General features: G+C 41.1%; 12 protein-coding genes and 1 other RNA gene. 12 read left to right on the forward strand and 1 reads right to left on the reverse strand.

The features are described from left to right. From ssrA to AC1DE7_RS24880, 4 genes are all read left to right on the forward strand, one after another. Window positions 1–148: a transfer-messenger RNA gene (gene ssrA, locus AC1DE7_RS24865) on the forward strand; the annotation flags it as partial. Between the two features lie 200 nt (window positions 149–348). Then, a complete protein-coding gene (locus AC1DE7_RS24870; protein WP_127546340.1) occupies window positions 349–813 on the forward strand; it encodes a hypothetical protein in 465 nt (154 codons plus the stop codon). A 171-nt stretch (window positions 814–984) separates the two neighbouring features. Then, a complete protein-coding gene (locus AC1DE7_RS24875; protein WP_072735765.1) occupies window positions 985–1185 on the forward strand; it encodes a hypothetical protein in 201 nt (66 codons plus the stop codon). A gap of 667 nt (window positions 1186–1852) precedes the next feature. After that, window positions 1853–3475, forward strand: a complete 1623-nt coding sequence (locus AC1DE7_RS24880; protein ID WP_477535376.1) for an AlwI family type II restriction endonuclease — start codon at window positions 1853–1855, stop codon at window positions 3473–3475. 19 nt (window positions 3476–3494) lie between these two features. On the opposite strand, the gene AC1DE7_RS24885 is transcribed toward AC1DE7_RS24880, so the two are convergent. Further along, window positions 3495–4607, reverse strand: coding sequence for a DNA cytosine methyltransferase (locus AC1DE7_RS24885; protein ID WP_477535377.1), 1113 nt, complete (start codon window positions 4605–4607; stop codon window positions 3495–3497). A 175-nt stretch (window positions 4608–4782) separates the two neighbouring features. Between AC1DE7_RS24885 and AC1DE7_RS24890 the strand changes: the two genes are divergently transcribed. From AC1DE7_RS24890 to AC1DE7_RS24925, 8 genes are all read left to right on the forward strand, one after another. After that, window positions 4783–5589, forward strand: coding sequence for a hypothetical protein (locus tag AC1DE7_RS24890; protein WP_477535378.1), 807 nt, complete (start codon window positions 4783–4785; stop codon window positions 5587–5589). A gap of 48 nt (window positions 5590–5637) precedes the next feature. Beyond that, window positions 5638–6072 (forward strand): hypothetical protein, encoded by a 435-nt coding sequence (locus AC1DE7_RS24895; protein WP_477535379.1) that lies wholly within the window; start codon window positions 5638–5640, stop codon window positions 6070–6072. Between the two features lie 199 nt (window positions 6073–6271). Next, window positions 6272–6457 carry a hypothetical protein gene (locus AC1DE7_RS24900; protein WP_255319745.1) on the forward strand — a complete coding sequence of 62 codons (186 nt, stop codon included), beginning with the start codon at window positions 6272–6274 and terminating at the stop codon, window positions 6455–6457. 387 nt (window positions 6458–6844) lie between these two features. Continuing rightward, entirely contained in the window at window positions 6845–7771 is a 927-nt protein-coding gene (locus AC1DE7_RS24905) for a metal-dependent hydrolase (protein WP_477535380.1), read from the forward strand. Between the two features lie 131 nt (window positions 7772–7902). After that, the gene (locus AC1DE7_RS24910) at window positions 7903–8610 is read left to right on the forward strand and encodes a uracil-DNA glycosylase (protein ID WP_477535381.1); all 708 of its coding nucleotides are present in this window, start codon (window positions 7903–7905) and stop codon (window positions 8608–8610) included. A 108-nt stretch (window positions 8611–8718) separates the two neighbouring features. Next, a complete protein-coding gene (locus tag AC1DE7_RS24915; RefSeq protein ID WP_477535382.1) occupies window positions 8719–9081 on the forward strand; it encodes a hypothetical protein in 363 nt (120 codons plus the stop codon). Between the two features lie 636 nt (window positions 9082–9717). Next, a complete protein-coding gene (locus AC1DE7_RS24920) occupies window positions 9718–11763 on the forward strand; it encodes a cache domain-containing sensor histidine kinase (protein WP_477535383.1) in 2046 nt (681 codons plus the stop codon). Continuing rightward, on the forward strand, window positions 11754–13517 hold the full coding sequence (locus AC1DE7_RS24925; RefSeq protein WP_477535384.1) for a response regulator: 1764 nt from the start codon (window positions 11754–11756) through the stop codon (window positions 13515–13517). Before AC1DE7_RS24920 ends, AC1DE7_RS24925 begins: the two co-directional genes overlap by 10 nt. Window positions 13518–13574 lie beyond the last annotated feature (57 nt).

Raw genomic sequence — 13574 nt, forward strand, 5'->3', positions numbered from 1 at the left:
GGGGTGTGCTGAAGAAGACAATCAGGCTGACCCAACGTATAGCCGGTTACGGGGCGATACTCGGGTGACATCAAAACTGTGACTACACCCGTAGAAGCTTATGTGCCGTTATCTTCGGACAGGGGTTCGACTCCCCTCGCCTCCATTAGAGTCAAGAAACCATCAACCAGTGTTCTGGTTGGTGGTTTTTTAGTTTATGATATAATAAACAGAAATTTAAATTGGTTTTTTTAAATAAATTTATAGTACATACCTACGCAAAGAGATGGATGATAAAGTCATATCAATCGGGTTATTTCTGATGCGATTCTATAAGAAGTTAATTTTATTGAAAGGAATGTTAAATAAGTGAAAAAAAAAGTTTTAGTCATTACTGGTACCATTATATTGTTCATATCACTTATTATTGGAGTATCTAATGCTTGGAAAAGTAATATGGATTTAAAATTTGAAGAGGAAAATGAAATTACTGAAATCAGTCCTAATACATCTAAGGAAACACAAACACTAACTTGGGATTTGATGGGTGATCAAGTAGACCCTGTGAAAGATTATTTTGTTTCAATAGGGTATCCACACATTAAACTTAATGTAAAAAATACAGGAGTACACTCTTTTAGAGTAGAGGTAAAGCACAACATTAAGAATACAGTTATTTTTGATGAGAACGTTACAGCAGGAGCAACAGTAGAATTAATAAATAATGATCATATGCCGCTCGTTCCTTCAGGTGCCTATACAGTAACTATTTATGGTGGATTAGGATTACCCAAAGGACAAGTTCTTCTTACACAATCAAAGGAACCACTCTAAAAGATTGTGATCCTGTATTTTTAACATACAGATTAATATGTGGATATCCTATCTGTATTGTCCAATCACCATTAGGGTCAGCAGTAGTGTTTTTTAATAAATCCAATTCGAATTTTTTATTTTGGATTGCATAAGGAGTAAATACATTATCTTCAGTCCCTACCTCAGATAATGCATTTTCATTTGCTGTTTGATGGCATTAGCTTTAAAAGTTCTGTATCTAATGGATATAACCTTGTATTGTTTGATGCTAATGTTTGTAAATATACAAGTGAAGAATCAGATGTTTTGTTATGTGAAGAGGTGAAGTACAGTATTCGCGGAATTAATGAGGATGTGGTATTTGACGAACAAGATTTTGAGGAGTATTAATTGTATTACGGGGCGATACTCGGGTGACATCAAAACTGTGACTATACCCGTAGAAGCTTATGTGTCGTTATCTTCGGACGAATGTTCGACTCCCCTCGCGTCCATTAGCCAAATCCACAACTTGTAGCATAAAAATGAGTTAGATGAGCTGGGCCCTGAGAGCTTGTTAAATTAATGCAAATTGCTGGCCTCTACTAATGTTTGATAATACAATATTTAGCACAGGCAAATATGGATTCCTTCTAACGGAGGAACATCTTTACACGGATCTCACTTGGCTGGTCCGTTTAAGTGTACGGGAGCAGAACTTTTACCTGGAGAAATTTCTCTTATCGTTTAAGATAACGCTTTATTTGGTATTGCGAAGGATGATGTATGATAACCAATAAGCGAATTTGTATTAAAAACCCCATTTTTCAAATCAAAGAGTTATACATATGATTCAATTAACGGAATTGAATTAAAAGGAATTTCCAAGCAAATGTTTCACGATAACGATGCTTTCGACTGATGATGCAAAGATGAAATTTTGTGCAATGTTAAACCGAATGAGAAACGACTTAGTAATCTAAAATAATATATTGGACATAAGCTATCAACATTCGTGATTAGATAAATGAAGAGAGCCAGATGTAGAGGATATAACAGATCACACTGGAGGTTTGAAATGAGGGAACGATTACTATGGTTTATTACTCGGCCAGAAAGAGATCCAGCTACACATTTAGAAGCATTGCTTGCATTAAGAGATGCTACAGATAATTTCAAGGTAAAATGGAGTGGTAACAGAGAAGCGCATTTGAACTATGAACAATCATTGATTAAATATGGTGTTAAGCGAGAAAATATTAGTCGTGACGGATCAGGAGGAAGAACTTGGGCTGCGATGCTTAAAACATTCGCGTATTGTTATACAAATACAGAAGGATTCCTTGTTCCAACACGTGTAGGACAAAGCTTATTAAGTAAACATAAAGTCGCAGAAAACATTAAAAAACAAATTTTGACTCTTCAAATTCCAAATGCGTACTTCTTAGAATCTGGATTTAAGCCGAAGTTTGCGGAAGGGTTTCAAATAAGACCAGCCCGATTTTTAATGAAACTTACCAATCAAGAATCACTTAATTATTATGTCACCAAAAAGGAGATTACATACTTTGCATTGAAAGCACAGAAGGATACTGATCTAGAAAAAGTGACCGAAGAAATTCAAAAGTTTCGATTGGCCTCTCCTCTTGAACAAGAGAGCATGAAGGCAGAAATAGCTCAAATATTTGATCACCGAGAAAGGTCAGATAAAGGAGCAAGAGCTTTTGAAAGTGCTCATTCTGATGTGGCTCACACTTTTATGTTGATCTGCAATTATACAGGATTGGTTGAATACATTAGGGGTGATGCCTTACGAATTGATCCAGAGAAAAGCCAAGAAATACAAGAAGCCGTGGAATTTCACGATGAAAGATACCCTTTCAATACAAGATACATGATATCACTGGAGCGAATGGCGGAAAGTAATGGACTTGATGTTGAACGTTACAAGGCTTCAAAAATGGGGAGTATCAAACAAGCGACAAATCGAAGTAAAATGCAGAGGAAAATTGATCGAATGCTGGAAGGTATACCGAATCCATCTGTATTATCAGTTAATGATTTGAAACAAATTTTGGAATCAGAACTTCCAAGCCGTGAAGCTGAGGTAGCTGCCGAAATGATTGCTTCCCAAGAGCTTGCCTCCATAAGTTCAGAGTTCGTTAGGTCCTATTTGGCTGAGACAAATGATCGAATATTTGAAGATAAAACAGCAGAGATATTCAAGGCTTTGGGCTTTGAAGTTGTAATGAGGCCGAAATCTGTTAACCTTGTTAGAACAGAGGTAGAGATACTTTTAAAGTATGGACTAAACAGTTGTGCCATAATTGATGCTAAGATGTACCGTCCTAAATTTGCTTTACCTGCACATCTGATCTCGCACATGGCTTCTGAATATATACCTAATTACGATAAATTTGAGGGACGAGATGTGAAGTTCTTTGGGTACGTTACGGTTGCAGACTTTGGGGGAGAGAAAGGCTTAGAAAAAATCACCCGAACTGTTTATGAAAAAACATTACCTGGTAGGAACATTCAAGGAATCATGATTACTGCGTCTGCGTTACTTGCCTTTTTGGATTATTGTATGGAAGAAAACTTAAATAATGATGAGCGAGTTGAACTATTTTTAAGATCTATTAAGAATAAGGGTTACAAATCTTTCGGTCAGTTGTTAAATAATATTACCTCCCTTGTATAAGAGGGAGGTAATATATTGATTATACAATTACGAGTTCTTTTAATGCAGTCTGGCTAAGTAACTGGTCAATGTCCCATTTGGGTTTAACTGACTCATATTGAACACCAGCATACGTTTTTAAAACGGATTCCACTATTACTTTTGCACCTAATGGTGGAACAGCCATACCCACTTGCATTCTAACGCTTTCTTTACCACCAGTAAAAATAAAATCATCTGGAAACGTTTGAATTCTTGCTCGTTCCCTGTTGGTCAAAGCTCGGGGTTCAGACCAGTGATACATGTGGGTTCCGCCCCCGCCACTTCCTGTGACGGTATACGATGGTGAATCGGGATGAAGACGTCTGTATATTTGACTCATTCGAGCACCCTTTACATTCAATTGTAAAGTTTCAGGTATCCCTTTATACCAGGCATTCTCTCCAGGTGGTATATAATTGAGCATATCAATTACCTTTTGGGTATGACGGGTATACTCGTGATTGAATGCGTCAGAGGGTATAGGGGGATCGAGTAGAGCTTCAGATGCTGTGCGGTATGGTAGCAATCTCTCTGGTCCATGAGTTGGGGCTGGGACTTTGTACTCCATATTTAAGTCATCTCTAAAACCAATGATTATTATTCTCTGTCTAGCCTGAGGAACACCGTAATGAGCAAAATTGTATAAGTGTGGGGTTAAGCGATATCCAGCGTCTTTCATCTCCTTTAGGATTTGAATAAATGCCTGTCCGTCATTTGCACTTTGCAGGCCCCCGACGTTCTCTGCAATAAACCACTTAGGCTTGTACATATTCAGTACTTTAATGCCGTAAGTATACAGAGGACCGAAGGTGCCATCAAAACCCTTTTTCTCTCCAACCAGCGAAAAATCATTACATGGAAAACCATATATAAAACAATCAATTTCTCCAAGCTGTTCTAAGTCGAGTTCGCGTACATCACCATGTTGCACTGTTTCTGGATTTTCCGGACAAATGTTCTGTCGGTACGTCTCACAGGTATCTTCTTTATAGTCATTAGACCATTTATGTTTAACGGTGTACTCTATTCCATTGGCTACGACTTTAGCCATTTGAGCACCAAGCGCAAATCCACCAGGTCCATTAAACAACTCGCCTTTTCTAAATTCCATTAATAGGACCTCCTTGCAATTAATAATAATTATATCATTATAGAAACACTTGTTCTACATTTGAAATATTAAACCTTTGTGTACGTGACTCTATATAAAAGAGTAACATACAATTAGTCATTATGCAGCAAGATTTTTGTGTAAATAATTGATTCAACATTTAGGAGTGAAGTTTATGAATCGTCTTTTTAAGGTAGATCAAGAAAGTGTTAATAGATGCTATGATTTTGCAAAACAGTTATATGATCAAAGCGCAGCTAGTGAAAAGCAATTCGGGAGGTCTTTCAATCGAATAGAAAATGACTACATAGCTGACCATGTAAGAGGAAAAGTAGTTGAGTTTGCTTACAAATCATTTTTTGAAAAAAAATATGGGTTTAGCTTTGAGGTTGATCTTAATATTTACCCAGATCAACTGCAAACCGATGATAGTAATGACTTAGCCACAATAATCTTAGATGGAAACGAACTTCACAACAATACTAAAGTCGATATAAAAGGTGTAAGTGAAAAGGGGCAATGGCTTTTAATTGAAAAGTATAAATTTAATGCGGATATTTATTTAGTCGGAAGAGTTAATTCAATAAGTGATAGCAAAAATTTTGAAAAAGATCCGTTTAGTTATAAAAATAATGCATGGATCGTAGAAGTAATAGGTTTTGCGAGTCGAAAGGCTATTGTTGATAGTTATAATCGACCGTACTTCTCTTTCACACAAGGAAGTAAGCTATATAGCAAGTGGATATATAAAGATCTTGAGAAGAAATATAGAGAAGGTAATGATGCGGAGTACTTTTCTAAAGTGCTGGAAGAGTCGATTGCTAAAAAGAAGATAGCTCATCCTGATTGGAATATGTTCATTGGAGCTGAATTATATAATGCATTAAACTATGGAATTCCCTTGCTATGGTTAAGAAATACTAACACAGATTGGGAGCGCTTAGTCCAGTATATAAAAGGCGGTGTAGTTGTTAAAGAATAAGATATTTCTGTTATACTAATATGAAATATATTATTGGGAGGTATACGTATGGGGATAGATTTCGGTAATTTAGACGAGTATAGTTTTTTTGACTTACAATTGACCGAAAGAGCTACAGGTTACGTTCATCGCAGAGCCGGACTTAACTGGGGGCAACGGGCAGGGCGTGAACCGAACCAGGCGTATATACCTGTATCGAAACGCGTTCATAATGTTGACCCCAAATTCTTCCCTCCTAGAAATAGCGTTTTTGAAATACATACTGATGATGGGGACACGCTTGTATGCAAAATGGCCCAAGACTATAGAAAAGCTATTCAGACATGCCAAAACAACAGCATAATGGGTAGGTATTTTCGAACACGCCTTGGTGTTCCTCTAGGAGAAAGAGTTGAAAACAAACACCTCAGGGATTATGGGAGATACGGGGTGAGGATTTATAAGATTGATAATAACAAATATTATATGGATTTTAGTGTGTGAGTTTGACGAAGTAAGAAGTAGCACTATTTAAAAGAACGACTAATTATAAGTTGTTCGAAATATCAATAAGAAACAAGTAAACAAAAGACCTTTCCATACTTTTTGGAAAGGTCTTTTGTTTACTAAAAAACATATGGAAATTGCTAAATAAAACAATTATGAAATTGTTGTTTACTATATCGGCCTTGAGGATGTTCAAATGCATATAGATCGTGTTGCTTCTCGTGTTGAACAAGGTGGACATTGGATTGCAGAAGAAGACATTCGTTATCGATATGGTCAGTCATTGAAGAACCTTAAACCGGCTCTAGCCATCGCGGATCAGGTTATCATCATTGATAATACATTCTTCGGACAATTGTTCGACTCCCCTCGCCTCCATTAAAGTAAGCAAAATCCACCAACCATTGTTCTGGTTGGTGGATTTTTATTTTATGATATAATAACCTAAATTATATAAATGGAGGAAATCGAGGTATATATAGGTCGAAAACAGCTCCCAGAAATTATATCAGGTACATTTAGGTTCTGAAACGTATATAGGTATCTATAGCCAGCTTTAGCTAGACCGAATTATGATAAGAGAAAGTACATACGAACCAACAATTGTTGTGGGATCTAAGAAAGTAGATTGGATACATCCAAACGGAGACTACTCCCTGCAGACCTTTGGAAAAGGTTCGACTCTCAGGGTCTTTTATATGAAAAAACAATTTATAATGTTTAACATTAAATACAATATTTATAATAATAGAGTAAAGGAGTAGTTATTTTGGATCCGTATTTATATTTGTTTTTTCATGTTCTATCACATGCTCTTCTTGGGGCGGTAATTGCATACTGCTTTTTGCCAAGGGATACATGGAAAAATCTTATAATATGTCTATGTTCGGGTGCTCTGTGTGGAATAATTCCTGATATTTTTGGGGATAGAAGTGTAGCTCCATGGTCCCATTCGGTATTATTTACACCCTTTGTAGTTTTAGGAATAGCCTGTTTGACAAAACTGTTCTATAAAAAGACAAGTTTCAAATTAATCTGGGGATCTTCTATTTTGTCTGTCTTGTTTGGACACTTATTTTTAGACTATATGGGACATGATTTACCAGCATTCTATCCACTTAGCGATAAATCATATATTATGGGAGCCATTACATTGGGAGATCCATGGATATGGTTTCCGTTAATTATTGGTCTTGGATTGAGTGTTTTTTTGAGGAACAAGCCTAAATTACCTGTAATTACTTCGATACTATTTATAGTGGTATATTTAGTTTTTCGAGTAATATCGAAAGAAATAATCGAGCAGAAAGTTCAAGTTCAACACCCGGTTCCTGAAAAGTCATATATTATAGTGGAGCCCAATAGTCATTACGAATTTCCTTTAGATCCCAGAAAGTGGTTGGAGTTCAGGTTTCGAGTCATCAGTCCTCATTTCTCTAAAGTTGGTGATGCGGGTATACTGGGAGAGAAATCAGACAAACTATTCTGGTACGATTTTTATCCAGTAGCCTTTGAGATTAATTTATCAAGAGGGAAATACATTTTAATAAATTCACAGAATTCTAAAGTTGTCCTATCTGTTACTAAGGAATGGAAAGAAGCGGGTTCTAACTTTATTCAGGGAAAGTATGATGGAAACCTTCTTACCTACAAAGAAACCACCAATGGTCAGTGGGAAGAAGTTATACCACAATAGTTTTCTACAGTTTCTATCCACCATCAACCAGCGTTCTGGTTGGTGGTTTTTCTGTTTATGCTATAATCTTTGTAAAATAAGCTGATGCAAGCCCGATATACTCAGTAATCTCCCAAAGGAGGCAAAAAAGCATGAGCCAAACGCAGCAACAGATCCGCGAGTTTGTTGCAGGGGTACAAGCATATGTCTCGCCAGTAAATGTGGTTAATCCTTGGAGAGATTATGTGAGGGGCTATGATATCGGCCCCGAAGCGGTGAAGATTCGCTCGGAACATTTGGTCAGGTATTTGGAACCACGAATGTCCAAGGCTCGGTACATTTTTATTGCTGAAGCTGTGGGATATCAAGGGGCGAGGTTCTCCGGCGTACCTTTGACGTCCGAGCGAATGGTTACTGGGAATCACTCGCTGGTGAATCACCAGATGATTTTTTCAGGCGAGCCGGGTGTTCGAACAAGCCTGCCCAATATCGCCAAACCTAACCGGAGTCAGGCGCTGTTTGGTTTCGCAGAACCGACAGCATCCATCATATGGGCTGAAGTGTTATCCAGTTCAAGGTGGAAACCAACGGACTTTATATTTTGGAACATCTACCCCTTTCATCCTTATCTATCTTCTGAAAACAAGATGACGAATCGTACGCCGACTTTGGCAGAGTTGGAGGATGGTTTGCCATTTGCCAGACAGCTTATGCAACTGAATCCTGATGCTCAGATCGTGGTTATTGGCAGAAAGTCAGCAGACACGTTAAGCTCCCAACTCATTAAACATCACCATGTTCCTCATCCTGCAAATGGAAGGGCAGTACAATTTCAAAAAGCAGTAAGGTCAATTATCTAGCCCATTTTGAACTGGAGAAATGTAAGGCTGACATATGCATTCTTATTGTTCAAGTGTCCTACACATAACGTAATGTCCTATCATATAAAGATTGGTTGGTGAAGCTCAATGAATGAAAAATACTGGCTTGTGGTGCAATATCCGCTGAAGAGCGCGCAGGGTAGCAAACGAGATCATTGGTTGAAGGAAAAGGTGATGGAATATCTGGAAACCGTTCTGACCCAGGCGGAGTTGGGAGAGGTGGATGGATGTGACCTGGGCAGCCGTGTGACTGATCCGAAGGAATATGTAATGAACATTTTCTGTGTGGTAACGGACGAAGATCGGAGCATAGCGCTAGTTAAAAAAGTGCTGAGAGAGAGTCGGTTGGATTATACCCGCATCCAAATCGCTACGATGCCATATGGCACAGAAGGAAGCTACACGCTGAAATATGCCTCCAAAAAAGGCGTTACCGAATTCTCGCTTTGATCATGCTTCGTTGTTTCTTACCCTAACGAACTCTGTGCTTGTCCCGCACTAGGGCAGTATGCCCCCGACATTTTCCTCACTTAAATTCATCATACGAGAAGACCATGATTGGACTTCCCAGCCTTAACCACTCGATCAACACTCTGTAAGTAGTAAGATTATGCCCGTAGATATTGTAATCTTGCTCAAAAGTATGCCCTATTAAGGTAGACGTTTACCATCTTCTTTTGTGTACTCAGATCCTCCGCCTCTCCCTCGCCTCACTCTCCATCCGGCACAAACTAACTTATTATCTGTACCTCCAACATTTTATAAAGCAGTACTCCTTGCGGCTCCAATTACGGAGCCTCACCCACAGCATTCACAGTAATCGTCTTCCCAAAGCCTCAATCTATTTCACTCAGTCAAGCCATCCCCAAGCGATAAAAAGAGTTGAGCCTCCTCCATACACAGTCCTATAATATACAATTGTATAAAATCCGAGAGAGTGGTGGATATCACAACAGGTCATCCGATCACAACCGATAAACCCATCACACATCGGAACCAAAGGAGGGTCACAGTGAATCAAAGAGCAAAAGATGCAACAACAGATGAAGGAGCAAGAGAAGTAACAGAAGGGGATGAAAAATAGAAGTGAAAGCAACAGCCCAATCAGATATTGAGAGCGATGCAGAAGCAAACGCAAATGCAAATGCAAAAGCGAACATCAGCGCAATGAAGACGAATTGGACTCCCCGTTTCAAAGCGTTCATTCAACGCAAGCCCAAGACACTCGCTTTTAAAATTCCGTTTGCCTACTTTGTCATTATTCTGCTAACGGTGGCGTTTAGTGCGTTGGTTTTGAATCGAATCTCGGAAAGTGATGCGCAGCGAAAGATCAATGAAGCATCACTGCAGACAATTACATCCATTGAGACCAACGTTAATCTGATGATCGAGAACGTGAACAATTATTCGAAAATGATTTTCTCCGATCCCAACTTGCAGAACCTGCTGCGGCAGGGCAATGTGTACTCCAATTTACAGACACAGTCCAAGGTCAGCGCGTATTTGACCAATCTTATGCAAGCGGTTCCAATTATCGATTCAGTATATATTTACGATAATTCGGGGCACCGATTCTCGGTTGGTACACAGGAATGGCCCACGTTTATGGAAGCAAATGTGAAGGAAGCGCCTTGGTACGAACAGGCACTGAAGCATAACGGAAGATATCTGCTCAGGCTGAATGGTGGCAACAACGACAGCGGATTCTCGGCGACGGGGGAGAATGATGGGCAAGAGGTGGTTTCGTTTATTCGCCTCATTCGGGATTTGGATGATACGTCTCCGCTTGGATTTCTGGTCATGAACATCAAGGGAAAATCCATTGCTCAAGCCTATGCCAACCTGTCTGCACCGGATTCATTTCAGGTGGCTATCCTGGATGAGCATCAGCGGGTGATCGCAACCAACGCTACCGATGGAAAGAAGGCCGTGCCTGCTGTATCCGGCGAATCCATATCTGTGGCTTCTGGACAGGAAGGGATGCACGAGATGTTAGAGGCCAATCAGGCCAAGTTAAAACAAACATTTCAAGAGCAATCCTCCGGCTTCATCACCTTGCAATCGGGTGGTCAGGAATATGCGGTTACCTATCGTTCGTCTGGTGATGATCAGTGGAAATTCATCAGCATGAGCCCATACCAGGCTACCGATACCCGCAATAAATCCATGGTGATGCTTGCGCTGATCCTACTGGCGGTAAACGGGACTGTCTTTTTTGTCAGTTCATTCATCATCTCGCGCAGCGTCATTAAGCCGATTCACAAGCTGCTTCGCTCCATGCAGAAAGCACCAAGCGGCAACTTCCGCAAAGTGACGGTTGAGCTGAACAGTTACGAATTCGCACAGCTATATGGAGGTTACAACCAGATGATCGAGCAGATTGAGCAGATGTTGAAACGCATCATTCAGGAGCAGCAGACGATCCGCCGAGCAGAGCTGAATACACTTCAGGCGCAGATCAAGCCACATTTTCTATATAACACACTTGATTCCATTACCTCCCTGGCGATGTCCGGCATGAACGAAAAGGTATGTGAGCTGTTAGAAGCGCTCGGAAGTTATTATCGGCTGAGTGTCAGCAAAGGGCGTGAACTGATTACACTGCACGAGGAGGTTGAGATTGTACGCAATTATCTGACGATCCAGCAGGTGCGATACCCCGGTGTATTTGAGGTGCAGTACGATATCGATTCAGGCTGTGAACGAGTGATGATTCCCAAGCTTGTGCTCCAGCCGTTGGTGGAAAATTCGCTGTATCACGGTATTCGTCCCAAAGGCAGCCCGGGCACGATACGCATCCAAGCTCGTCGATCCAAGGAGGGAGTACTTCTAACGATCACTGACGACGGAGTCGGCATGTCCGAGGAAGAAGTGAAGCAGATTCAACGAACAGAAATGACCAGGTCTAATCGCTCGAACTCATCTAACCCATCTAACACTTCTAACTCTTCTAATCCTTCTAATCCTACCTATAACGCTAAACACAATCCAAGCTTTGGCTTATGGGGGACGATGGAGCGGCTTCGCATTTTCTATGACAGAGAAGATGGACTCAAGATGCAGAGCGAAGTTGGAAAAGGAACCACCATTATCATAACGATCCCGAAGGGAGCCGATGAATCATGGAATTAACTGTGGAACCATTAAAGGTATTGATTGTGGATGATGAGTACCTCATCCGAAATCTGCTGCGCATGCGTATCGATTGGGAGCAGCAAGGCATGAGCATCATTGGCGAGGCCTCCGATGCTGAAGAGGCTTTGAATCAGGTTGAGCTGTTGCGTCCAGACATTGTGTTCACGGATATATACATGCCAAAGATGGACGGCATTGAACTGAGCGGCATCCTCATGGAACGTTACCCGAACTTAAAAATCGTGGTTGTGACGGGACATGATGAATTTGAATATGCTCGTCAGAGTGTGAAGCTGGGCATATCCGATTTTATTTTGAAACCCATCCGTGCTTCTGAGTTATTACAGGTTACGACGAAGCTACGAGTGGCAATCGAGCAGGAGATGGGGCGTGAGTACGAGCTGATGAAGCTGCGGGAGGAGATGAAGCAGAGCTTGCCTTATCTCAGGGAGAGGTTTGTGAATCAATGGTTAAGTGATGTGATGCCTGAGGACGAACTACAAGAGAAGGCGCGTTTCTTTGGCATTCCTATCTCATCTGGTGAACCAGGATTGCGCATTGCAGTAATGGAGGTGGAGGTTGCTGTACCGCAAGCGAAGATAGCTGCACCAGAGGTATATCCACATCTGTCCGAACCATATCACCAAACACTCCAAACACACCAAGCACAACGAGGGTCTCAACAACAACAACAACACGATCAACTCCATTTAAGCCAGCATCAGACAGAAGCCCACCGACAACCCGCTGAGGAAATACATATTTTGTTGCGAATGGTAGGCATGAAGCAAGTGCAGGCATTTTATCCGCAGGATTCGCAAACCATTATCATCATGGACCCGCATAACCGGATAGTTGTGCTCTCATTTGGTGAGGATACGGAATTTGCCAATCAGGTGCAGCAGCTTCAGGAAGAACTTCAACATACACTTAAGCTCAAAGGGTGTGAAGTTGATGTGACCGTAGGGATTGGGCAATGGCAATCAGGATGGGGAAGGGCCTGTGTGGGATACCGGGAAGCTTGTCGTGCACTCGATTATCAGGCGTTTGTGGGGAAAAATCAGGTTATTTGCTTCGAGGATCTGGTCATCGAAGGCGGAAAAAGGCCGTACCACTCGGATGCTCAGTTGCTCCAACAACTGCAATTTTACGTCAGTGTTGGTGCGGGGGAAGAAGCCGTATTGTTGCTGGAGCGTATGCTGTCTATGCCGTTCTCGGACGTTTCACAGTTTCGGATGGCAGCCATGGATGTCGTTACGGAGTGCCAGCGTGCCGCCATAGAGCAACAGCTTGAGGGAGAGTACGCATTGAACAAAGAGGCCGTTGCGGCCATTTTTACAGCAGGTCATCTGCCTGAACTAAAAAGCATGCTGGAGCAGCATGTCCGCACGGTATCGGATGTCATACAAGCCAAACGACAGGCCAAGGAAGGCAATCTGATCGACCGGGTGATGGCTTATCTTGAAGAGAACATAGGCAATGCGGAAGTGGGGCTTTCCAGCACCGCGGCTGCTTTTTACGTAAGTTCGGGCCATCTGGGGCGGCTGATGAAAAAAGAGACCGGGCAGACGTTTGTGGAATATATGACGCAGCTTCGTATGAGAAAGGCCGAAACGTTGCTGAAGCAGACCGATTTAAAGGGGTATGAGATCGGGCAGCAGGTAGGCATCCCGGACCCACATTATTTCAGCGTCTTGTTCAAAAAACATATCGGTCGGTCCATGAACGAATATCGGAATGTAAAAACCTGAAAAACGAGAATGTACCCCCCACACTACCAGTTCCAATTCCACATATGTTCGAATATT

The sequence above is a fragment of the Paenibacillus sp. 10L310 genome, assembly GCF_056395745.1.

What these genes read in the sequence shown, in the direction of transcription:
- AC1DE7_RS24925 (WP_477535384.1), top strand. Translation starts at nt 11,754, where the DNA reads ATGGAATTAACTGTGGAACCATTAAAGGTATTGATTGTGGATGATGAG.
- AC1DE7_RS24895 (WP_477535379.1), top strand. Translation starts at nt 5,638, where the DNA reads ATGGGGATAGATTTCGGTAATTTAGACGAGTATAGTTTTTTTGACTTA.
- AC1DE7_RS24910 (WP_477535381.1), top strand. Translation starts at nt 7,903, where the DNA reads ATGAGCCAAACGCAGCAACAGATCCGCGAGTTTGTTGCAGGGGTACAA.
- AC1DE7_RS24915 (WP_477535382.1), top strand. Translation starts at nt 8,719, where the DNA reads ATGAATGAAAAATACTGGCTTGTGGTGCAATATCCGCTGAAGAGCGCG.
- AC1DE7_RS24880 (WP_477535376.1), top strand. Translation starts at nt 1,853, where the DNA reads ATGAGGGAACGATTACTATGGTTTATTACTCGGCCAGAAAGAGATCCA.
- AC1DE7_RS24885 (WP_477535377.1), bottom strand. Translation starts at nt 4,607, where the DNA reads ATGGAATTTAGAAAAGGCGAGTTGTTTAATGGACCTGGTGGATTTGCG.
- AC1DE7_RS24875 (WP_072735765.1), top strand. Translation starts at nt 985, where the DNA reads ATGCATTTTCATTTGCTGTTTGATGGCATTAGCTTTAAAAGTTCTGTA.
- AC1DE7_RS24890 (WP_477535378.1), top strand. Translation starts at nt 4,783, where the DNA reads ATGAATCGTCTTTTTAAGGTAGATCAAGAAAGTGTTAATAGATGCTAT.
- AC1DE7_RS24900 (WP_255319745.1), top strand. Translation starts at nt 6,272, where the DNA reads ATGCATATAGATCGTGTTGCTTCTCGTGTTGAACAAGGTGGACATTGG.